Consider the following 22,010-nt stretch of genomic DNA (forward strand, 5'->3'; position numbering starts at 1 on the left):
TCGCGGCGACGTCGGTCACTGGTCCGCGCCTTCCTGCTCGGTCTCGTCGGCCGCCTCGTCGGGCGAGCCGGTGGGCTCGTAGACCAGAACGGCTCGGTTGTCGGGGCGCAGCCGGGCCGCGGCGACGGCCTGTACTTCCGCGGCGGTGATCTCCAACACCCGCTGGACGGCGCTGAGCGCCAGCTGCGGGTCGCCGTAGAGCACCGCGAAGCGGCACAGTTCGTCGGCCCGGCCGCCCACGGTCGCGAGCCGGTCCAGCCACTCGCGTTCCAGCTGCGCCTGGGCGCGCTCCATCTCCTGCGGGGTGGGTCCCTCGGCGGCGAAGCGGGCCAGTTCCTCGTCGACGGCCGCCTCGATGTCGGCGAGTTCGGCGCCGCTGGACGCCTTGATGTCCAGCCAGCCGAGCGACGGCGCGCCGGCCAGCCGCAGCAGGCCGAAGCCGGCCGCCACGGCGCTGCGGTCGTGCCGCACCAGCCGGTTGTGCAGCCGGGACGACTCGCCGCCGCCGAGCACGGTCAGCGCAAGGTCGGCGGCGTCGGACTCCCGGGTGCCGTCGTGCGGCAGCCGGTACGCGGCCATCAGGGCGCGCGAGGGCACGTCCTCCTCGACGACCTCGCGGAGCTGTCCGCCCATCACGTCGGGCAGTGATCCGTCGCGCGGGGCGGGCTTGCCGTCGTGGCCGGGGATGGTGCCGAAGTACTTCTCGACCCAGGCCAGCGTCTGCTCGGGGTCGATGTCGCCGACCACGGCCAGCACCGCGTTGTTCGGCGCGTAGTACGTGCGGAAGAACGCCCGCGCGTCCTCCAGGGAGGCCGCGTCCAGGTCGGCCATCGAGCCGATCGGGGTGTGGTGGTACGGGTGGCCGTCGGGGTAGGCCAGCGCGGTCAGCCGCTCGAAGGCCGTGCCGTACGGCACGTTGTCGTACCGCTGGCGGCGCTCGTTCTTGACGACGTCGCGCTGGTTCTCCAGGCTCTCCTCGTCGAGCGCGGTGAGCAGGCTGCCCATCCGGTCGGCCTCGAGCCACAGCGCCAGCTCCACCTGGTGGGCCGGCATCGTCTCGAAGTAGTTGGTGCGTTCGAAGCTGGTGGTGCCGTTGAGCGAACCGCCGGCGCCCTGGACCAGCTCGAAGTGACCGTTGCCCTTCACGCTGGCCGAGCCCTGGAACATCAAGTGCTCGAACAGGTGGGCCAGTCCGGTCCGGCCTTTCACCTCATGACGGGAACCGACGTCGTACCAGAGGCACACCGAGGCGACCGGGGTGAGGTGGTCCTGGGAGAGCACCACACGCAGGCCGTTCGCCAAGCGGTGTTCGGTTGCTGTCAGGCCGTCGGAGTCCTGCGGCTGTGTGCCGTCCGACGTGGCCGTGAGACCCATGGGCAAGCTGTCCTTCCGGTCGCGTGCACTTGTCTTGGTCGAGTGCTGACACTCTAGGCAAGCGTGCCGACACCACGCGAAGTTCCCACTAACGGCACGCTTATGCCGGGCGGTGGTCACCACTGTCAGTGGGCCGGTCCACAATGGTCCGCGTCAGTCCCGCTCAGGTCCAGGAAAAGGAGCAGCAGCCGCGATGGCCCGCCGCACCACGAAGACCCCTCCTCCCGACGACTTCGAGGAGCGCATCCTCGACATCGACGTCGTCGATGAGATGCAGGGCTCCTTCCTCGAGTACGCCTACTCGGTCATCTACTCGCGCGCCCTGCCCGATGCCCGCGACGGGCTCAAGCCCGTGCACCGGCGCATCGTCTACCAGATGAACGAGATGGGGCTGCGCCCCGACCGCAGCTATGTGAAGTGCGCCCGCGTCGTCGGCGAGGTGATGGGCAAGCTGCATCCGCACGGCGACGCCTCCATCTACGACGCCCTGGTGCGCATGGCGCAGCCGTTCTCCATGCGCCTGCCGCTGGTCGACGGGCACGGGAACTTCGGCTCCCTGGGCAACGACGACCCGCCCGCCGCGATGCGTTACACCGAGTCGAAGATGGCCGGGGCCGCCACGCTGATGGTGGAGTCCATCGACGAGGACACCGTCGACTTCTCGCCCAACTACGACGGCCAGGAGATGGAGCCGGTCACACTCCCGGCCGCCTACCCGAACCTGCTGGTCAACGGCGCGTCCGGGATCGCGGTCGGGATGGCGACGAACATGCCGCCGCACAACCTCGGCGAGGTCATCGCCGCCGCCCGGCACCTGATCAAGCATCCGGGCGCGGACCTCGAGACCCTGATGCGCTTCGTGCCGGGTCCCGACCTGCCCACCGGCGGCCGCATCGTCGGCCTGGCCGGGGTGCGGGACGCGTACGAATCCGGCCGCGGCACGTTCAAGATCCGTGCCACCGTGGCCGTCGAGGACACCTCGCCGCGCCGCAAGGGCCTGGTCGTCACCGAGCTGCCGTTCACGGTCGGCCCGGAGAAGGTCATCGCGAAGATCAAGGACCTGGTCGGCGCGAAGAAGCTCCAGGGCATCGCCGACGTGAAGGACCTCACCGACCGGTCGCACGGCCTGCGCCTGGTGATCGAGGTCAAGAACGGCTTCCACCCGGAGGCCGTGCTGGAGCAGCTCTACAAGCTGACGCCGATGGAGGAGTCCTTCGGCATCAACAACGTGGCGCTGGTCGACGGGCAGCCGCTCACGCTGGGCCTCAAGGAGCTGCTGGAGGTCTATGTCGACCACCGCTTCGAGGTCGTCAGGCGCCGCAGCGAGTTCCGCCGCACCAAGCGCCGGGACCGGCTGCACCTGGTGGCCGGCCTGCTCGTCGCCCTCATCGACATCGACGAGGTCATCTCGATCATCCGGTCGAGTGACAATTCGGCGCAGGCCAAGGAACGGCTGATCGCCCACTTCTCGCTCTCCGAGATCCAGACCCAGTACATCCTGGACACCCCGCTGCGCCGGCTCACGCGGTTCGACCGCATCGAGCTGGAGTCCGAGCGCGACCGGCTGAACGCCGAGATCGAGGCGCTCACGGTGATCCTGGATTCGGACGCCGAGCTGCGCAAGCTGGTCTCCAACGAGCTCGCGGCGGTGGCCAAGCAGTACGGCACCGACCGCCGCACCGTCCTCCTGGAGTCGGCGGGCTCGCCGGTCTCGGCCGTCCCGCTGGAGGTCGCCGACGACCCGTGCCGGGTGCTGCTGTCCTCGACGGGGCTGCTGGCGCGGACCGCCAACGGCGAGGAGTTCGACGACGGCGAGGGCAAGCGGGCCAAGCACGATGTGATCGTCTCCGCGGTGCCGACCACCGCGCGGGCCGACGTCGGCGCGGTCACGTCCGCCGGCCGGCTGCTGCGGCTCACCGTGATCGACCTGCCGATGATGCCGGACACGGCGGGGGCGCCGAACCTGGCGGGCGGCGCGCCCGTCTCGGAGTTCCTGTCCCTGGAGACCGGTGAGCGGGTGCTCTGCCTGACGACGCTCGACGAGTCCTCGCCCGGCCTCGCGCTCGGCACCGAGCAGGGCATCGTCAAGCGGGTGGTCCCGGACTATCCCGCGAACAAGGACGATCTGGAGGTCATCGGCCTCAAGGACGGCGACCGGGTGGTGGGCGCCGTGGAGCTGCGCACCGGCGAGGAGGACCTGGTCTTCATCACCGACGACGCCCAGCTGCTGCGGTACCCGGCCTCGCAGGTGCGCCCGCAGGGGCGTCCGGCGGGCGGTATGACCGGCATCAAGCTGACCGACGGGGCGAAGGCGATCTCCTTCACGGCCGTCGACCCGGCCGTGGACGCGGTGGTGTTCACCGTGGCCCGCGCCGAGGGAACGCTCGACGGTTCGGTCCAGGGCACCGCCAAGCTGACCCCGTTCGAGCAGTATCCGCGCAAGGGCCGGGCGACCGGCGGGGTGCGCTGCCAGCGCTTCCTGCGCGGTGAGGACGGCCTGGTGCTCGCCTGGGCGGGCGCGGTCCCGGCCCGCGCAGCGACGGCGACGGGCCTGCCCGCCGACCTTCCCCCGAAGGACCCCCGCAGGGACGGTTCAGGGGTGGCGCTTGCCAAGCCGATCACGGTGGTCGCCGGACCGGTCTAGCCACCGGTAACCGCTTGGCGCGAGAGAGCAGGGCGCGGCACCATCGGTGCCGCGCCCTGTCGCGCTGCGGTTAGGCTGCCCTGTGTGAGTACGTGCACGAACGCTTCGGCGGAGCTGGCCGAACCGCTCGCCGCCACCGCCGCCACCGCCAGAACCTGGCTCCTGCTCGAACAGCCCGGCCCCTGGGGCGCGAAGGCCTTCACCGCGAGTCATCTGGATCCGGTGGTGGGCCGGGCCCTGGAGAAGGCCGCGGACGGCACCGGCGTGCGGGTCGCGCTGATCCGGCGTCCAGGACGCCACGCGGACTGCCATGTCCCGTCCCGGCACCAGGTGCTCGTCGCCCATGTGGTCCCCGGGCGGTCCTGGGTCCGGCAGGACGTGATCGACGATCCCGCCACCCTGCTGGAGCTGGATTTCGCGGCGCTGGGCGCCGGCGAGCACCGGGGGTTCGGCGAGCCGCACCACGAGCCGGTCGCGCTCGTCTGCACCAACGGCAAACGTGACCGCTGCTGCGCCCTGTACGGCCGCCCGCTCGCCGCGCGGCTGGCGGCCGAGGGCGTCAGCGACGTCTGGGAGATCACCCATATCGGCGGCCACCGGTTCGCCCCCACCATGCTCGTCCTGCCGTCCGGCTACGCCTACGGGCGGATCGACACGGATCTGGCGCACTCGGTGCTCAAGGCGGCCCGCGACGGCCGGATCGCCCTCGACGGTTGCCGGGGCGCCTCCGCCTGGGACCGGCCGGGCCAGGCCGCCGACCTCGCGGTGCGCTCCCTGACCGGTGAGCTCCACGCGGGAGCGCTCGTGGTGACGCGCACGGACGGCTCGGAGCCGTCCTGGACGGTGCGGGTGACGCACGCCGACGGCCGGGGCTGGGACGTCGACGTCACCGGGTCCGCGGCGCTGCCGCCGCGCCCGGAGAGCTGCGGAGCGGCCCTCGGCACGCCCGCCCGGATGGATGTCACGGGGATCAGGGCGGTGGCCGGGGGCCGCTGACAGCGGCGGCGCGGGGGCCGGGCGGGGTACGGATCAGCCGGCCTTCTTCACGAACTCCGAGGTGTAGGTCTTCTCCAGGTCCACCGTGGCGTGCTGCAGGGTCGGGTTGAACGCCTTGAGGACCTTCTCGACGGTCCGCGGCCCGTCGGCCGGCATGACCCCGTCCTTGGTGAACATCGGCAGCGTGGCCTTGATCGACTGGGCGTACAGCTCCTTGCCGCCCTGCGCGTAGTCGGCCGGCATCTTCGCGGCGATCTCCTCCGGGGTGTGCGTGGACATCCAGCCGAGGGTCTTGACGAAGGCGTTGGCCATCTTCTGCACCGTCGCCTTGTGGCTGTTCACCCAGTCGGTGCTCATGTAGAGGCTGGACGACGGATAGAGGCCGCCGAGCGCCGCCTTCGAGCCCTCGGGGGTGCGCATGTCGTACAGCACCTTGCCGAGGCCCTTGTCGAGGATCTGCGCGACGGTCGGGTCGGTCGTCATACCGCCCTGGATCGAGCCCTGCTGCAGGGCGGCGATGAACGTCTGGCCCGCGCCGACGGCGACCGGTGTGAAGTCGCTGACGTCCACGCCGTTCTTGACGGCGAGGTACTTGGTGAGGAAGTCGGTGGACGAGCCGAGGCCCGTCACGCCGAGCTTCTTGCCCTTGAAGTCCTTGGCCGAGGAGATGTCGCCGGCCGCCTTGGTGGCGACCACCTCGACCTCGCCGGGGGCCTGTGCCAGCTGCACCACGGACTCGATGATCTTTCCCTTGACCTGGAGGTCGAGGGTGTGGTCGTAGAACCCGACGACGCCCTGCACATCGCCGGAGACCAGCGAGGTGGTGGCCTGCACACCGGCCGGCTCGGTGAGCAGCTGGACGTCGAGTCCCTCGGCCTTGAAGAAGCCGAGCTGCTGGGTGAGCATCGCGGGCATGTAGATGACCTTGTCCAGGCCGCCCACCATGATCTTGACCTTGCCGTTGTCGCCCGCCCCCGAGGAGTCGCCGCCGCAGGCGGTGAGGGTGGTGAGGGCGAGCGCTCCAGCGACCGCGGCCGCCGGGATTCTGGCCATGCTGCGCATGTTCACGTCCTTGTGAGGGGGTGGAGAAGGTGAAGGGGGTGCGGAGATCGGTACGGGGATCCCGGCGTCCGGGGTCTCAGCGTTCGGTGCCGGGCTCCGCCGGCTTCCAGCGGAACAGCCGTTTCTCGCCGAACGTCAGCAGTCCCTCGGCCAGCAGTGCCACCACGGCGAGGATCACCATGGCCGCGTACACCCCGGCCGCGTTGAAGGTGCCCTGCGAGGCGGAGACCAGCAGCCCGAGGCCCTTGGTCGCGCCGATGTACTCGCCGACGATGGCGCCGATCAGCGCGAAGCCGAACGAGACGTGCAGGCTGGTGAAGATCCACGACGTGGCGGACGGGATGACCACCTGCAGCGTCACCCGGCGGTTGCTGGCGCCCAGGATCCGGGCGTTGGAGACCAGGTTGCGGTCCACCTCCCTGGCCCCCTGGAAGGCGTTGAAGAAGACCGGGAAGAAGACCAGGACGACCGCGGAGGCGACCTTCGAGGCCGGGCCGAGGCCGAACCAGATGAGGAAGATCGGCGCCAGCACGATGCGCGGCAGCGCGTTGAGGACCTTGATGTACGGGCCGAGGACGTCGGCCAGGAAGCGGACCCGGCCGAGCGCGATGCCCAGCAGCACACCGGCGATGACGCCGATGATCCAGCCGAAGAGCGCCTCGTAGAGCGTGTACCAGATCTGCTCCCACAAGGAGCCCTGCGCGGTGCCGTGCAGCGCCCACTGCCGGATCTGGTCCCAGATCTTCGACGGCATCGAGAAGTTGAACGGATCGATGATCCCGGCGCGGGCGAACCACTCCCACAGGCCGATCACCGCGACGAGCAGCAGCAGACGGGTTCCGTAGACCAGGACCCGGCGGTTGCGGGCGGCCCGCGCCCTGGCCTGGGTGCGCTCGGTGGACGCCTTGGCGGGCCGGTCCTTGGTGGTGACGGCGTCGGCGACGGCGGTTTCAGGCTGCATGGCCGGCTCCCCTCTCGCGGGTGATGCGGACCTCTTCGCCCAGCGAGGACCAGATCTCCCGGTAGATCTCCAGGAACCGCGGTTCCATCCGGACCTCCTCGACCTTGCGCGGCCGTGGCAGGTCGATCGTGAAGACCTCCTTGACGGTCGCGGGTCCTGCCGTCATGACCACGACCTTGTCGGCGAGGGCGATGGACTCCTCCAGGTCGTGCGTGACGAACACGACGGAGGAGCCGGTGCCGGCCCACAGGTCCAGCAGCTCGTCCGACATCAGGGCCCGGGTCTGTACGTCGAGCGCCGAGAAGGGCTCGTCCATCAGCAGGATCTCGGGGTCGTTGACGAAGGTCGCGGCGAGCGCGACGCGCTTGCGCTGGCCGCCCGACAGCTGGTGCGGATAGCGGTCCTCGAAGGACGTCAGGCCCACCCGGGCCAGCCATTCGCGGGCCCGTTCCTTCGCCTCGGCCTTGGGTGCGCCGCGGAAGCGGGGGCCGGCCATCACGTTGGACAGCACGGTGCGCCAGGGGAAGACGGCGTCCTGCTGGAAGACGAACCCGACCTTGTCGCCGATGCCGCGGACCGGCTCGCCGGCCACCAGCACCTCGCCCTCGGTCGGCTCCTCCAGCCCGCTGACCAGGGTCAGCGTCGTGGACTTGCCGCATCCGGTCGGTCCGACGACCGCGACGAACTCGCCGCGTTCCACGGTCAGGTCCAGATCACGTACGGCGGTGTGCAGCGCCCCGGACGGGGTCCGGAACGCCTTGCTCGCTCCCCGCAACTCGATGGCGGGACTCGTTTGACTGCTCATGGGGCGGGACGCTAGGCGCGGCCCGGGCCGGGCGGCAGCCTTGTGAGCACAGGGCGCCTTCTGCTCACAACCGCTGTTCTGCTCGTTCTGCTCGCTCCCGCACAACGAATGCGAAACGGAGGGTGGGCATCCGCCTCTATGGCGTTTACGTTGCGTTCACAGCCGGGACACGGCGGCAGGCCATGGCAGCGAACCGTAGTGAATCGTCCGTTACCACCGCACATCACCACAGCAGAAGGAGACCGCATGCGCATCCGGTGGCCGCGTCGCGTCTCCGCACAGGTTCTGCTGACCCAGGTCGCGATCACCACGGGCGTCACGGTGCTGGCCACCGGGCTCTTCCTCGCGCCGCTGAGCCACCAGCTCGACGACCAGGCGATGCGCCGCGCCCTGTCCATCGCGCAGACCGCCGCGGCCGAACCGCAGATCGCGGACTCGCTGCTCACCTCGGAGCCCACCCCCGACGGGCCGGTCCAGGCCGAGGCCGAGCGCATCCGCCACGCCACCCGGGCCGAGTACGTCGTCGTGATGGACCTCAACGGAACGCGCTGGTCGCACACCACGGAGGACCGGATCGGCGAGCACGTCTCCACCGATCCCGGCGAGGCGCTGGCCGGTCAGGAGGTCATGCAGATCGACAACGGCACCCTGGGCCGCAGCGCCCGGGGGAAGGTGCCGTTGCGCGACAGCAGCGGCCGGATCGTCGGCGCGGTCTCCGTCGGCATCGCCTACGACAGCGTCCGCGACCGGCTGCTCGGCGCGGTCCCGGGGCTGCTGCTGTACGCGGCCGCCGCGCTCGCGGTGGGCGTGCTGGCCGCGATCGGCGGCTCGCGAAGGCTGCAGCGCCGCACCCACGGGCTCGCGTTCGCCGACATCTCCTCGCTGCTCGACGAGCGCGAGGCGATGCTGCACGGCATCCGTGAGGGTGTCGTGGCGCTCGACCGGCAGGGCAGGATCCGGCTGGTCAACGACGAGGCCGGGCGGCTGCTCGGGCTCGGCCCCGACGCCACGGGACACGTCCTGGACGACGTCCTGCCGCCGGGCCGTACGACGGACGTCCTGACCGGCCGGGTCGAGGGCACCGACCTGCTGACGGTGAGCGGCGGCCGGGTGCTGGTCACCAACCGGATGCCGACCGGTGACGGCGGCGCGGTCGCCACCCTGCGCGACCGTACGGAGCTGGAACTGCTCGGCCGGGAGCTGGACAGCACCCACGGGCTGCTGGACGCGCTGCGCGCCCAGGACCACGAACACGCCAACCGGCTGCACACCCTGCTGGGCCTGCTGGAACTGGGCCTGCACGACGAGGCGGTGGAATTCGTCGTGGAGGTCGCCGACACCCACCGGTCGTCCGCGGAACAGATCGCCGAGCAGGTGCGGGACCCGCTGCTGGCCGCCCTGCTGGTCGGCAAGGCGGCCATCGCCGCCGAACGCGGGGTCGCCCTGCGGATCTCCGCCGCGACCGGGCTGCCCGACCGGGTGGTCGATCCCCGCGATCTGGTGACCGTGCTGGGCAACCTCATCGACAACGCCCTGGACGCGGCGTCCGCGCACCGCACCGCCGACTCCTTCGTGGAGGTCGAGCTGCGGACCGAGGAGGACACCACCGCTGTCCTGCGGGTCTCCGACACCGGCCCCGGGGTGCCGCCCGAGGCCCGCGACCTCATCTTCACCGAAGGCTGGTCCACGAAGGAGCGGCCCGCGCACCGCGGCCGGGGGCTGGGCCTGGCGCTGGTCAGACGGCTCGCCGAGCGGTACGGCGGCATCGCCCGGGTCACCGCCCGCGCGGGCGGCGGCGCGGTCTTCACCGTGGTGCTGCCGGAGGCCCTGGTCGCGGAGGACGTCAGCGGCCGCCTGACCGGGCACCCCACCGAATGCGATCAGCTCGCCGGGCTCACCGGGCTCGCCGGCGCGAGGGAGACACGATGATCGAGGTACTGGTCGTGGACGACGACTTCCGCGTCGCCGAGATCAACGCGGCCTACGTGGCGAAGGTCCCCGGCTTCCGGGTGGCCGGCCGGGCGCACACCGCCGCCCACGCGCTGGCGACCCTGGAGCGCACCCGGATCGACCTGATCCTGCTCGACCACTACCTGCCGGACGAGACGGGCCTGACGCTGATCCGCCGGCTGCGCCAGCTCGGCCACCACGCCGACGTGATCATGGTGACCGCAGCCCGCGATGTCGCGACCGTCCAGGCGGCGATGCGGTACGGAGCACTGCAGTACCTGGTCAAGCCGTTCACCTTCGCCGGGCTGCGCGCCAAGCTCGACGGCTACGCGGCGCTGCGCCGGACCCTGGACGGGGTCGGCGGGGGCGGCGAGGCCGGCCAGGAGCAGGTCGACCGGATCTTCGGCGCGCTGCGGACGGCAGGGGCGGCCTCGGCCGAGCTGCCCAAGGGCCACTCGGCGCCGACCGCGGAACTGATACGGCGGGTGCTGCGCGAGGCCGGACATCCGCTGTCCGCCCATGAGGTAGCCGAGCGGGCCGGGTTGAGCCGCTCCACGGCGCAGCGCTATCTGAAGTACCTGGAGCAGGCCGGCCGGATCGGCCTGACCCTCAAGTACGGCGACACCGGCCGCCCCGAGCACCGCTACGCCTGGGCGGCGGCGGACTGACCCTGGGTGCGCGGGCCGTTCCGCCGCCGCGTCACACCGCTCCGGCGCCGGTGAAGGAACGGACCTCCGTCTCCGCGTACTTGGAGCCGTCCCCGGGTTCCGGGAAGAGCACGGTGCCCAGCCAGCCGGCCAGGAAGCCCAGCGGGATGGAGACCAGACCCGGGTTCTCCAGCGGGAAGAGATGGAAGTCCACACCGGGGAAGAGGGCGTCGGGCCGTCCGGAGACGACGGGCGACAGCACGACCAGGAGCAGTGCGGGGATCAGTCCGCCGTAGATCGCACAGACCGTTCCCCGGGTGGTGAAACGGGGCCAGAACAGGGCGAACAGCAGCGCGGGCAGGTTCGCCGAGGCGGCCACCGCGAAGGCGAGGCCCACGAGGAACGCGATGTTCTGCCCCTGCGCGAACAGGCTCAGCGCGATCGCCACCGCGCCGATCCCGACCGCAGCGAAGCGCGCCACCCGCACCTCGTCGTTCCCGGTCGAGGGGCCCGCGTGCTTCCCGCTGCGGCGGAGCGTTGCGTACAGGTCGTGCGCTACCGAGGCGGACGAGGCCAGGGTGATCCCGGCGACCACCGCCAGGATCGTGGCGAAGGCGACCGCGCCGACGACGGCGAACAGAACCGTTCCGCCTGTGGAACCGGCTCCCCCGCCCAGATCCTGGGCCAGCAGCGGTACGGCGGTGTTGCCGGCCGCGTTGGAGGTGCGGACGGCGTCCGAGCCCACGACCGCCGCGGCGCCGAAGCCGAGGACGATCGTCATCAGGTAGAAGGAGCCGATCAGCCCGATCGCCCAGACCACGGAACGGCGGGCGGAGCGGGCGGTGGGCACCGTGTAGAAGCGCGACAGGATGTGCGGCAGCCCGGCCGTACCGAGCACCAGGGCGATCCCGAGGCTGATGAAGTCCAGCTTCGAGATCCAGCTCCCGCCGTACTTGAGGCCGGGCGCCAGGAAGGCGCTGCCGTGCCCGCTGCCGGCCGCCGCGGACCGCAGCAGCCCGTTCAGATCGCCGTGGAAGCGGATCAGCACCAGCACGACGAGCGTGATGGTGCCGCCCATCAGCAGCACGGTCTTGACGATCTGGATCCACGTCGTGGCGCGCATGCCGCCGAACGAGACGTAGATGACCATCAGGCCGCCGACCCCGATCACCGTCCAGGTACGGGACGCGCCGCCCTGCCCGCCGAGAAGTAGCGCCACCAGGCTGCTCGCGCCGACCATCTGCGCGACCAGGTAGAGCACCGAGACGATGACCGAGGAGGTGCCGGCCGCGATCCGGACGGGGCGCTGCCGCATCCGGGCGGAGAGCACATCGGCGAGGGTGTAGCGGCCGCAGTTGCGCACCAGTTCCGCGACCAGCATGAGGACGACGAGCCAGGCGACCAGGAAGCCGACCGAGTACAGCAGGCCGTCGTAGCCGAAGAGCGCGATGAGGCCGGAGATGCCGAGGAACGACGCCGCCGACATGTAGTCGCCCGCGATGGCGAAACCGTTCTCCATGGGGGAGAAGAGCCGGCCCCCGGCGAAGAACTCGACCGACGAGCTGCGCCGCCGGCCCGCCCAGGCGGTGATGGCCAGGGTGACGGACACGAAGATCGTGAACAGGACGAGAGCGAGCCCCTGGTGCTCGTTCGCCGGATCTGCCAGGTACCGCACCATCAGCGCATCCGCTCCTGGGTGTCCCAGCGCAGGTCGAGCGCCGCCCGGTCCCTGCGCAGCCGCGCATGCCGCGAGTAGGCCCAGGTCAGCAGGAACGTCGTGGCGAACTGCGCCAGCCCCGCGACCATCGCCACATTGAGCTCACCGGCCACCGGGCGGCCCATCAGGCCCGGCGCCACCGTGGCCGCCACCACATAGAGCAGATACCAGGCGAGGAAGGCCGCGACCGCCGGAAAGGCGAAGCGGCGGTACTGGCCGCGCACTTCCTGGAACGCGGCACTCTGCTGCACCTCCAGGTAGATGGCGGCGCGGTCCTGCTCCGTCCCCGTGGCGGGCGCCGCGGGCGGCGCCGGCACGGGTGACGGTGCCGGAGCCGTCGGGTCCGGAACCCAGAGACCGGCGGCCAGGGCGTCGTACCAGGGGTCGTCCACCCGCAGCGCACCCGGGTCGCCCCCGTCGTGCTTGTCCACCGAACTCTCCTCGCTTCACAAGCCAATTGGCCGTGCGCCCAAGCATGGACAGAGTGGGAAGATCCGGTGCCATCAAGCTGAAACGTTCACCCCATCAGGTGATGCCGTGCCGGTAGGCATATCCGACGACCTGTGAAAGCAGCGGTGCTCCCCCGCCCCGGGGGCGGAGGAGCACCGGTCGGCTCACGGGAGCGGCTACGCGTCGATACGGGACCGGTCGAGCGTCGCCGCCGAGCTGGTGATGAACTCCTTGCGCGGCGCGACCTCGTTGCCCATGAGCAGGTCGAACGCCTGCTCCGCGGCCTCGAGATCGCTGATGTTGATCCGGCGCAGGGTGCGGTGGCGCGGGTCCATCGTGGTCTCCGCGAGCTGGTTGGCGTCCATCTCGCCCAGCCCCTTGTAGCGCTGGATGCCGTCCTTGTAGCGGACGTTGCGGCGCTGCAGGTCGAGCAGCGTCTGGCGCAGCTCGCTGTCCGAGTAGGTGTAGATGTACTTGTCCTGGCCCTTCTTGGGCTGGACGAGCTCGACGCGGTGCAGCGGCGGCACGGCCGAGAAGACCCGGCCCTGCTCGATCATCGGACGCATGTAGCGCTGGAACAGCGTGAGCAGCAGGGTGCGGATGTGCGCGCCGTCGACGTCGGCGTCGGCGAGGAAGATCACCTTCCCGTAGCGCGCCTGGTCGATGTCGAAGGTCCGGCCCGACCCGGCTCCTATCACCTGGATGATCGCGCCGCACTCGGCGTTCTTCAGCATGTCCGAAACCGACGACTTCTGGACATTCAGAATCTTGCCGCGGATCGGCAGCAGTGCCTGGAACTCCGAGTTCCGGGCCACCTTGGCCGTGCCGAGCGCCGAGTCGCCCTCGACGATGAACAGCTCGGTGCGGTCCACGTCGTCGCTGCGGCAGTCCGCGAGCTTCGCGGGCAGCGAGGAGGTCTCCAGCGCCGTCTTCCGGCGCTGCGCGTCCTTGTGCTGGCGGGCCGCGATACGGGTCCGCGCGGCGGCGACGGTCTTCTCCAGCACCGCCCGCGCCTGGAGCTTCGTGTCGCGCTTGGCGGAGGTCAGGAACTCCTTGAGCTCCTTGGCCACGACATTGGCCACGATCCGGTTGGCGGCCGAGGTGCCGAGCACCTCCTTGGTCTGGCCCTCGAACTGCGGCTCGGCCAGCCGTACGGTGACGACCGCCGTCAGTCCCTCCATGGCGTCGTCCTTGACGACGTCGTCCTCGGCGACCCGCAGCAGCTTCGAGGAGCGCAGCGCCTCGTTGACGGTCTTGGTGATGGCCCGCTCGAAGCCCGTGACGTGCGTGCCGCCCTTGGGGGTGGCGATGATGTTCACGAAGGACCGCGACACGGTGTCGTACCCCGTGCCCCAGCGCATCGCGATGTCGACACCCAGCTCACGGGTGACCTCGGTCGCCGTCATGTGGCCGCGGTCGTCCAGGACCGGGACGGTCTCCTTGAAGCTGCCGCTGCCGGTCAGCCGCAGGACGTCGCAGATCGGCTTGTCCTGGGAGAGGTACTCGCAGAACTCGCTGATGCCGCCGTCGTAGTGGAAGACGTCCTCGACGGCCTTGCCGTCACCCTCCAGGTCGCGCTCGTCGCGGACGACGATGGTGAGCCCCGGCACCAGGAAGGCCGTCTGGCGGGCGCGCTGGTGGAGGTTCTCCAGCGAGATCTTGGCGTCCTTGAGGAAGATCTGGCGGTCCGCCCAGTACCGGACGCGGGTGCCGGTCCTGGCCTTGGGGACCTTCTTCGACTTGTTCAGGCCACTCGCCGCGTCGAAGGAGGAGTCGGGACCCGCTCCGGAGAAGGAGCCGGGGACGCCGCGCCGGAAGCTGATGGCGTGCGTGTGACCGCTCCGGTCGACCTCGACGTCGAGGCGGGCGGACAGGGCGTTGACGACCGAGGCGCCGACGCCGTGCAGGCCGCCGGAGGCCGCGTAGGAGCCGCCGCCGAACTTTCCGCCGGCGTGCAGCTTGGTCATCACGACCTCGACGCCCGACAGCCCGGTCTTGGGCTCCAGGTCGACCGGGATGCCCCGGCCGTTGTCACGGACCTCGACCGAGGAGTCGCTGTGCAGGAAGACCTCGATGCGGTCGCAGTGACCGCCGAGGGCCTCGTCGACGGAGTTGTCGATGATCTCCCACACGCAGTGCATGAGCCCGCGGCTGTCGGTCGACCCGATGTACATGCCGGGGCGCTTGCGGACCGCCTCCAGCCCCTCGAGGACCAGAAGATGCCGCGCGGTGTAGTTGGAACCGTCGCGATCTGCGCCCGTCAGCAGCGCGGAGGACGGCACGGATGTTTCGGCGGTCACGCGGGCAGCTCCTCGATAAAGTTCTTCGGCCGTGTCGGTGAGAGGGTACCGAGACCTGGTACGCCGGTTGTGCCGCGACCCGGTATCCGGGCCTCGGAGTAGCCCCGTATCGATCATACGTTCGATACCTCATTTGAGTGATACACATGTCACGTTCCCATTGAGGCATGAACCATTTAGGCTCCGGGCACGTCCTCACCAACAACCGGCAACCCAGTCGGTGGACACAATCGGACAAGCGCCCCAAAAGCGACAACTAACGCATCAGAGGCCAATCCGCTACCAACAGGTAGCATCCAGTCACTTCGAAGTCAGATTTCGAGGAAAAGCCACGAGCGGGAACGTTTTCGGCCTGGTTGGATGTTGACCCTGGTACGACAGCTCGTCGAGCTAGAGAAGAGGCGACGTGACTACAGTTCTGACCCCCGCGAGCCCGCTGACGGCGGCGGACCGCTGCGACCGTTGCGGCGCCCAGGCATACCTGCGCGTCGTCCTCATCAGTGGCGGCGAACTGCTCTTCTGCGCGCACCACGGGCGCAAGTTCGAGCCCGAACTCAAGAAGATCGCTGCGGAAATACAGGACGAAACCGGCCGACTCACCGACACCCCGGCGCAAACGGTCGAGGACGAGCACTGACACATCGCACCTGCGACGAGCTCGGACCGACGGGCGGCCGGACCCCACCAGGGGCCGGGCCGCCCGTCGGCTCTTCCGGGCCCGTCAACGGTGCCGTGTGCCCATCGCGCTCGTGACCAGTGCGCTGACCGCGGAGATCCGGGTGTAGACACCGGGGTGTCCGGCCTCGGCGCAGCCGGTGCCCCAGGAGACCAGGCCGACCAGCTTGCCCCCGACGACCAGCGGACCGCCGCTGTCGCCCTGGCAGGCGTCCTTGCCGCCCTGTGGCTCCCCCGCGCACAGCATGGTCCTGTTGAGGTACGTGCCGTCCGCGTTGCCCGGGTAGGCGCGCTGACAGACCGCGTCGTCGAGCAGCGCCACTTCCGCGGACCGCAGGACCGGTGAGTACGCCCCGGTGCCTGTGGTGTCCCCCCAGCCGGACACCAGGGCCCTCGATCCCGCCAGATAGTCCTGCGGGTCGCCCGGCCCCGCCATCGCGATGGCCGAACCCGCGGGCAGCGGCTTCTCAAGTGTGATGACCGCCACATCGCCCGCATTGGTCACCGGGTCGTATCCCGGGTTGATCCGTACCTGGCTCAGCCGAATCTCCCGGCCGTCCACGCCCCTGAGGTCGAGCCGGCCGGCGATGACGCGCAGATCCCGGGCGTTCCGCCAGTCCCCGCCGAGTACATCGCGGCCGAAGCAGTGCGCCGCGGTGATCACGGTCGAGGCGGACACCACGGCCCCGCCGCAGAACTGGCCGGATCTCGACGGTCCGAAACGGTCACGGCTGGCCAGCGCCACCACCCAGGGCTGCTGCCCGGCGGTGACCTGGTCGCCGCCTATGACCACCGCCCCGGCCTTCGGCGCGGCGCCGGGGACCCCGAGCGGCACGATCAGCGCGGCCAGCGCCACCGCCGACCCGCTGAGCAGCATCCGGAACGTGGAACGCATACGGCCTCCTGACCCTGTGGATCCCTCTGGAAACCCAGAGTGATCCATAGGACCGGAGGCCGCATCCGCTGGATTCGGAAGGATCAGTCCAGATAGTCGCGCAGCACCTGCGAGCGCGACGGGTGCCGAAGCTTCGACATCGTCTTCGACTCGATCTGGCGGATCCGCTCGCGCGTGACCCCGTAGACCTTGCCGATCTCGTCGAGCGTCTTCGGCTGCCCGTCCGTGAGGCCGAAGCGCATGGAGACCACGCCCGCCTCCCGCTCGGACAGGGTGTCGAGCACCGAGTGCAGTTGCTCCTGCAGGAGCGTGAAGCTGACCGCGTCGGCCGGCACGACCGCCTCGGAGTCCTCGATGAGGTCTCCGAACTCGCTGTCGCCGTCCTCACCCAGCGGGGTGTGGAGGGAGATCGGCTCACGGCCGTACTTCTGGACCTCGATGACCTTTTCGGGGGTCATGTCGAGTTCCTTGGCCAGCTCCTCCGGGGTGGGCTCGCGGCCCAGGTCCTGGAGCATCTGGCGCTGCACGCGGGCCAGCTTGTTGATGACCTCGACCATGTGCACCGGGATACGGATGGTGCGGGCCTGGTCGGCCATCGCGCGGGTGATCGCCTGGCGGATCCACCACGTGGCGTACGTGGAGAACTTGAAACCCTTCGTGTAGTCGAACTTCTCGACCGCACGGATCAGGCCCAGGTTGCCCTCCTGGATCAGGTCCAGGAAGAGCATGCCGCGGCCGGTGTAACGCTTGGCCAGCGAGACCACGAGACGGAGGTTGGCCTCCAGCAGGTGGTTCTTGGCCCAGCGGCCGTCCTCGGCGATGATCTCCAGCTCGCGCTTGAGCTTGGGAGCGAGCTTGTCAGCCGCCGCCAGCTTGTCCTCCGCGAACAGGCCGGCCTCGATGCGCTTGGCGAGCTCGACCTCCTGCTCCGCGTTGAGCAGCGGAACCTTGCCGATCTGCTTCAGGTAGTCCTTGACCGGGTCGGCGGTGGCACCGGCCACCGCGACCTGCTGGGCGGGAGCGTCGTCCTCGTCGTCGTCGGAGAGCACGAAGCTCTCGGACTCGGGCTTGTCCGACTCCTCGTCACCCTTGCCGGGCGTGGTCGTCTCGTCGGCTTCTTCACCGTCGGCGGCCTCGTCGTCGCCCGAGGTCTTCTTGGCGGCGGTCTTCTTGGCCGCCGTCTTCTTGGCGGCGGTCTTCTTGACCGCCGTCTTCTTGGCCGCCGTCTTCGCGGCGGGTGCGTCGGATTCTTCGACCGAATCCACCGTCTCGGCCTCGACAGCCCCCGCGGGAGCGGTGGCGGCCTTGGCGGCGACGGTCTTCTTGGCGACGGTGGCCTTGGTGACGACCGTCTTGGTGGCGGTGCGCTTCGCCGGGCTCTTGGCTGCGACGCTCTTCCGAGTGCGCTTGGGCTCCTCAGCGGCACTGACCATCAGCGTCACACCTTCCTCATCGAGGACCTGGTTGAGGCTGCGCAGAACGTTCTTCCACTGGGTTGCCGGAATCTGGTCCGCTTCGAAGGCCCGACGCACGTCGTCGCCGGCGATCTGCCCCTGAGCCTTACCCCGCTCGATGAGCGCCATCAGAGACTCGGACTCGGCGATCTCCGGCGGGAGCGTACGGGATGTGCTGGCCGACACGAACAACCTCTCGGAACGATGGGAACGACTCGGTGGAACCGCTCAGGAACACAGCGTCAGAACTCTCGCTGCTATTCCTTGTGCGGCCATCACCTCTTAAGTCATCGCGCTGCCTCGCCAAGCGTTACGCCCGGCCCACGTGGCCCGAGTCACACCCCATACCAACTGTACTTATCAGATAGCGGGACACTCTTCGCGCATGGGCTGCCGCCGGCCCCGGACCGTCGGGTCCGGGGCCGGCTGCGGTTCGGCCGTACGGTCAGTGCTCGCGCGGCGCCGGGACGACGTGGTCGGTCGCGGCGACCTCGGTGTGCACGGCGAGCAGCTGGCGCATCGTGGCCTCGGCGCCGGCGCCGTCGCCCGACGCGAGCGCGTCGACGATCCGCCGGTGCAGGGTCACGGCGGGCTCGCCGGGCCGCTCGCAGCCGGTGACCGGGCCGCCCGAGACGTGCAGGGCGGAGGAGACGATGCCGGCGAGGTGCTCGAGCATCCGGTTCCCGGCCACCTGCAGGAGCAGGGAGTGGAACTCGGCGTCCGCCCGGGAGAACGTCAGGGAGTCGCCCTGGGCGGCGGCGTGCCCCATGATCTCCACCATGTCGGAGAGGCGCTGCTGGACGTCCTCGCGGCCGTGGCCGGCGGCGAGCCGTGCGGCGAGCGGCTCGATGGTCCAGCGCAGCTCGAACAGTTCCCGGCGCTGGTCGTCACGCTGCGGGCCGAAGGCCCGCCATTCGATGATGTCGGGGTCCAGCAGGTTCCAGTCGGCGACCGGGCGGACCCGGGTCCCGACGTTGGGCCTGGCGCTGACCAGGCCCTTGGCCTCAAGGACGCGCAGGGACTCGCGCACCACGGTGCGGGAGACCTCGAAACGCTGACCGATCTCCTCGGGGACGAGCGGCCGGTCGGCGCCCAGGTCGCCGGAGACGATCATCTGTCCGAGCTGCTGGACGAGTTGGCCGTGCAGCCCGCGGCCACGGCTGCCGCCGGCCCTGCGGCCGACGCGGCCCATGTCCGAGTCGGCGCCGTCCCAGGAGGGAAGGCCGGGGCGGTCGACACCTGAGGCGTCGGCATACGAGTAGCGGTCGAGCTCGGCCGGGCCGACGATGCTGGAGTCGGCGGAACGAGCCGTGGTCATCAGGGTGTGCGCAAGGGTACTCACGCATCCTTTGTCGGCGATGCCACGGCGGGCCTTGAGGGCTTTGCTGAAAAGCACACGAAAGGGTGAGCGCTCATCACCTGATAATTGACGCTTTATCGGAATGAAACGCCCTGCATGACAGGCCAGCGGGACAGTTCCGTTTATCCGACCGCGAGTTGGGCGGCGTCAACGTCCGCGCCCCCGCAACACCGTTGCGAGGTGGGCGCACAGCAACACGGTGAGCGACAACACGAAGGCGCAGCCGACCGGTTGGAGGGCCCTCCCGGTGACCCCCGCCGCGGTGCTGCCGACGCCTCCGGGCCAGCCGCCGAGGACGCTGAGCAGCGCCCCTGCCGCCTCGATGAGATGGCTTCCCGCGCGACTGCGGACCGCCAGCGCCACCGCGGGGGCCACGACCAGCGGGACCGCCAGCACCGCCGTCACACCGAGCGCGGTGGTGCGGAAGAGCCCGGCGGCCAGCAGCCCGGCCCAGGCGCAGCCGACGGCCAGCGCCGCCCAGCCGGCCGCCTGCGTGGGCCGGTCGGTGGGCAGCGGCACCGCGCCGGGACCGAGGATCGTGCGGAGCACGACGGTGTCGAGCACCGCGGCCACGGCCGCGAGCAGCAGCGCCGCCGCACCGCTCACCAGCATCTTGGCGACGAGCAGCCGCAGCCGCCGGGGCACCGGCACCTGGGCGGGCGCCAGCGCCGGGTAGCGGAACTCCTGCCCGTAGGCGAGCGCGCCCAGCAGACCGGCGCCCATCGCGGCCGGGGGCAGCGGAAGTTGCCGCACCCAGCCGGACATCATCGACAGCGCCGAGGTCGCCCCGGTGCGCGAGAGAACCAGGGCGCCGGCCACCGAGGCGAGCAGGGAGAGCGCGGCGATCCACCACGGGGTGCGGATTCCGCCGAGCCGGCGCAGTTCGTACCGGAGCGGCTGGGCGGGGGTGACCGGCGCGACGACCCCTCTGGACGGCGCGGGGATCCTGGCGGGTTCGGCGGACTCCCCCGGAGGCGCCTCGGCGGGGTCCGCCGGGGGCGCCGCGGGTCCGCGACCGTCGGCGCGGCTCAGCGGGGCGACCGGGCCGAGGTCGGCGACCTCGTCGGCCAGCCGGTGGAGCAGGATGCCGTTCCGGTAGGCGATCTCCCCGATGTGCGCGGAGGTGGTGCCGTAGATCACCAGACGGCTGCCGGTCGCCGTGGCGATCTCGGCGCCGCCGTCGGTCAGTACGCCGGCGAGCCGCTGGGCGTGCGGGGAGTGGACGGCCACGTGCGGGCGCAGCCGGGTGCGGGTGAACTCCTCGGCGGACTGGTCCGCCACCAGTCGGCCACCGTCGATCGTGACGACCCGGTCGGAGGTCCTGGCCATCGCCTTGGCATCGCGCCCGGTGACCAGGACGGCTCCGCCGTCGGCCGCGTAGGCCCGCAGCAGCGCGTGCACCCAGGCGGCTTCACGGGGCGTCAGACCGAACGACGGTTCGTCCAGGAAGAGGGTCCGAGGTTCGGCGAGGAGCGCCGCGCCGAGACCGAGCCGCCGGTCCATGCCCAGCGAGTAGGTGCTCAGCCGCTGGTCCGCGAGGCCGGTGAGGCCGACGACGTCGAGCACTTGGTCCGCCCGCTCCGCCGGCACGCCGAGTGCGGCGGTGAGCATGCGGAGATGGTTCCGCGCGGTGCGGCCGGGATGCCCCGGCACATCGCCCAGGAGGATGCCGACCTCGCGGCTCGGGTGCCGGACCCCGTGCAGGGGGGTGCCGTTGAAGAGAGTGACACCCCGGCCCGCCTCGAGTTCGAGCATCAGGCGCAGCGTGGTCGATTTTCCCGCGCCCGGCGCGCCGAGCAGGCCGGTGACCTGCCCGGGGCGGACCTCGAAGGTGAGGTCGTCGACCGCGGGCGGACCGTTACGGCGGGGCATGCTGGTCAATCCGATGGCCTGGATCACCCTTGCACCATAACGCCCGAAATCAGACCTCTGGTCGCAACATGGGCGGATTGAGCAGAGCAGCCCCTCCGGCCTGGAACAACTGGGCGGGGCGGCCGCCCTGACGGGTCGTCGTACCGCCGGTCGGTACGAGGAATCCGACGGTGCCCGTCACCTTGCGGTGGAAGTTGCGGGGATCGAGGGCCACCCCCCACACCGCCTCGTACACCCGCCGCAGCTCACCGACGGTGAACTCGGGCGGGCAGAAGGCGGTTGCCAGCGAGGAGTACTCGATCTTCGACCTGGCACGCTCGACACCGTCGGCCAGGATCCGCGCGTGGTCGAAGGCCAGCGGAGCGGCCTCGCCCGCCGTGTCGAGACCGTCCTGCTCCAGGAGTGAGCCGACCGGGGCCCAGCGGGCGCTGCGCGCGTCGCCGCCCGCGCGGGGCGCGGGCAGATCGGGCGCCAGGACGAGATGGGCGACGCTGACCACCCGCATCCGGGGGTCGCGGTGCGGGTCGCCGTACGTGGCCAGCTGTTCCAGATGCGCGCCGCTCTGGGCGCGCAGGCCGGTCTCCTCGGCGAGTTCACGGGCCGCGGCCTGGGACAGGTCCTCGTCCGCTCTGACGAACCCGCCGGGCAGCGCCCAGCGCCCTTGGTAGGGCGGCTCGCCCCGGCGGACGGCCAGCGCGCACAGGGCGTGGTCCCGCACCGTGAGCACGACCAGGTCGACGGTGACGGCGAAGGGTGGAAAGGCCGACGGGTCGTAGGGCGACATGGCGCGATCATAGTCGTCTGCCTGACGATAAACAGCAGGATGGCCCCCTGCACCCGCCCTTGTT

The 22,010-nt window shown here is 70.7% G+C and carries 17 protein-coding genes; 5 read left to right on the forward strand and 12 right to left on the reverse strand.

The features are described 5' to 3' along the window. Positions 1 to 15: 15 nt before the first annotated feature. Positions 16 to 1,374, reverse strand: coding sequence for a M16 family metallopeptidase (locus tag LNW73_RS07420; RefSeq protein WP_250978101.1), 1,359 nt, complete (start codon positions 1,372 to 1,374; stop codon positions 16 to 18). A 193-nt stretch (positions 1,375 to 1,567) separates the two neighbouring features. Between LNW73_RS07420 and LNW73_RS07425 the strand changes: the two genes are divergently transcribed. Together LNW73_RS07425 and LNW73_RS07430 are read left to right on the forward strand one after the other, a co-directional pair. Further along, the gene (locus LNW73_RS07425) at positions 1,568 to 4,018 is read left to right on the forward strand and encodes a DNA gyrase/topoisomerase IV subunit A (protein ID WP_250978100.1); all 2,451 of its coding nucleotides are present in this window, start codon (positions 1,568 to 1,570) and stop codon (positions 4,016 to 4,018) included. An 84-nt stretch (positions 4,019 to 4,102) separates the two neighbouring features. Beyond that, positions 4,103 to 5,014, forward strand: coding sequence for a sucrase ferredoxin (locus tag LNW73_RS07430; RefSeq protein WP_250989395.1), 912 nt, complete (start codon positions 4,103 to 4,105; stop codon positions 5,012 to 5,014). 33 nt (positions 5,015 to 5,047) lie between these two features. Here the strand turns inward: LNW73_RS07430 and LNW73_RS07435 are convergent, their stop codons facing one another. From LNW73_RS07435 to LNW73_RS07445, 3 genes are all read right to left on the reverse strand, one after another. Then, positions 5,048 to 6,076 (reverse strand): ABC transporter substrate-binding protein, encoded by a 1,029-nt coding sequence (locus LNW73_RS07435; RefSeq protein ID WP_250989396.1) that lies wholly within the window; start codon positions 6,074 to 6,076, stop codon positions 5,048 to 5,050. A gap of 76 nt (positions 6,077 to 6,152) precedes the next feature. After that, positions 6,153 to 7,037 carry an ABC transporter permease gene (locus tag LNW73_RS07440; protein WP_250989397.1) on the reverse strand — a complete coding sequence of 295 codons (885 nt, stop codon included), beginning with the start codon at positions 7,035 to 7,037 and terminating at the stop codon, positions 6,153 to 6,155. Further along, positions 7,027 to 7,842 carry an ABC transporter ATP-binding protein gene (locus LNW73_RS07445; RefSeq protein WP_250989398.1) on the reverse strand — a complete coding sequence of 272 codons (816 nt, stop codon included), beginning with the start codon at positions 7,840 to 7,842 and terminating at the stop codon, positions 7,027 to 7,029. Before LNW73_RS07445 ends, LNW73_RS07440 begins: the two co-directional genes overlap by 11 nt. 246 nt (positions 7,843 to 8,088) lie before the next feature. On the opposite strand from LNW73_RS07445, the gene LNW73_RS07450 reads away from it, so the two are divergent. Next, positions 8,089 to 9,771 carry a sensor histidine kinase gene (locus LNW73_RS07450; protein WP_250989399.1) on the forward strand — a complete coding sequence of 561 codons (1,683 nt, stop codon included), beginning with the start codon at positions 8,089 to 8,091 and terminating at the stop codon, positions 9,769 to 9,771. Then, positions 9,768 to 10,460 carry a response regulator gene (locus LNW73_RS07455; protein ID WP_250989400.1) on the forward strand — a complete coding sequence of 231 codons (693 nt, stop codon included), beginning with the start codon at positions 9,768 to 9,770 and terminating at the stop codon, positions 10,458 to 10,460. The genes LNW73_RS07450 and LNW73_RS07455 overlap by 4 nt, the downstream gene beginning before the upstream one ends. Positions 10,461 to 10,491: 31 nt before the next feature. Here LNW73_RS07455 and LNW73_RS07460 read toward each other — a convergent pair whose 3' ends face one another. The 3 genes from LNW73_RS07460 to LNW73_RS07470 all read right to left on the reverse strand — a co-directional run bounded on the left by LNW73_RS07460 (position 10,492) and on the right by LNW73_RS07470 (position 14,906). Then, positions 10,492 to 12,117, reverse strand: coding sequence for a solute symporter family protein (locus LNW73_RS07460; protein ID WP_250989401.1), 1,626 nt, complete (start codon positions 12,115 to 12,117; stop codon positions 10,492 to 10,494). Continuing rightward, positions 12,117 to 12,587 carry a DUF485 domain-containing protein gene (locus LNW73_RS07465; protein WP_250989402.1) on the reverse strand — a complete coding sequence of 157 codons (471 nt, stop codon included), beginning with the start codon at positions 12,585 to 12,587 and terminating at the stop codon, positions 12,117 to 12,119. Before LNW73_RS07465 ends, LNW73_RS07460 begins: the two co-directional genes overlap by 1 nt. 195 nt (positions 12,588 to 12,782) lie before the next feature. Continuing rightward, positions 12,783 to 14,906 (reverse strand): DNA gyrase/topoisomerase IV subunit B, encoded by a 2,124-nt coding sequence (locus LNW73_RS07470; RefSeq protein ID WP_250978091.1) that lies wholly within the window; start codon positions 14,904 to 14,906, stop codon positions 12,783 to 12,785. Between the two features lie 406 nt (positions 14,907 to 15,312). On the opposite strand from LNW73_RS07470, the gene LNW73_RS07475 reads away from it, so the two are divergent. Next, positions 15,313 to 15,543 (forward strand): DUF7455 domain-containing protein, encoded by a 231-nt coding sequence (locus LNW73_RS07475; protein ID WP_138357478.1) that lies wholly within the window; start codon positions 15,313 to 15,315, stop codon positions 15,541 to 15,543. An 84-nt stretch (positions 15,544 to 15,627) separates the two neighbouring features. Here the strand turns inward: LNW73_RS07475 and LNW73_RS07480 are convergent, their stop codons facing one another. The 5 genes from LNW73_RS07480 to LNW73_RS07500 form a co-directional block, all read right to left on the reverse strand. Beyond that, positions 15,628 to 16,476 carry a S1 family serine peptidase gene (locus LNW73_RS07480; RefSeq protein ID WP_250989403.1) on the reverse strand — a complete coding sequence of 283 codons (849 nt, stop codon included), beginning with the start codon at positions 16,474 to 16,476 and terminating at the stop codon, positions 15,628 to 15,630. An 83-nt stretch (positions 16,477 to 16,559) separates the two neighbouring features. Beyond that, complete coding sequence (locus LNW73_RS07485) at positions 16,560 to 18,116, reverse strand: RNA polymerase sigma factor (RefSeq protein ID WP_250978089.1); 1,557 nt, start codon at positions 18,114 to 18,116, stop codon at positions 16,560 to 16,562. A 259-nt stretch (positions 18,117 to 18,375) separates the two neighbouring features. Continuing rightward, the gene (locus LNW73_RS07490; RefSeq protein ID WP_308402049.1) at positions 18,376 to 19,326 is read right to left on the reverse strand and encodes a FadR/GntR family transcriptional regulator; all 951 of its coding nucleotides are present in this window, start codon (positions 19,324 to 19,326) and stop codon (positions 18,376 to 18,378) included. A gap of 111 nt (positions 19,327 to 19,437) precedes the next feature. Beyond that, entirely contained in the window at positions 19,438 to 21,189 is a 1,752-nt protein-coding gene (locus LNW73_RS07495) for an ATP-binding cassette domain-containing protein (protein ID WP_250989404.1), read from the reverse strand. Between the two features lie 22 nt (positions 21,190 to 21,211). Continuing rightward, positions 21,212 to 21,946 carry an NUDIX hydrolase gene (locus LNW73_RS07500; protein ID WP_250989405.1) on the reverse strand — a complete coding sequence of 245 codons (735 nt, stop codon included), beginning with the start codon at positions 21,944 to 21,946 and terminating at the stop codon, positions 21,212 to 21,214. Positions 21,947 to 22,010 lie beyond the last annotated feature (64 nt).

This window comes from Streptomyces sp. RKAG337, assembly GCF_023701715.1.
GTDB lineage: Bacteria > Actinomycetota > Actinomycetes > Streptomycetales > Streptomycetaceae > Actinacidiphila.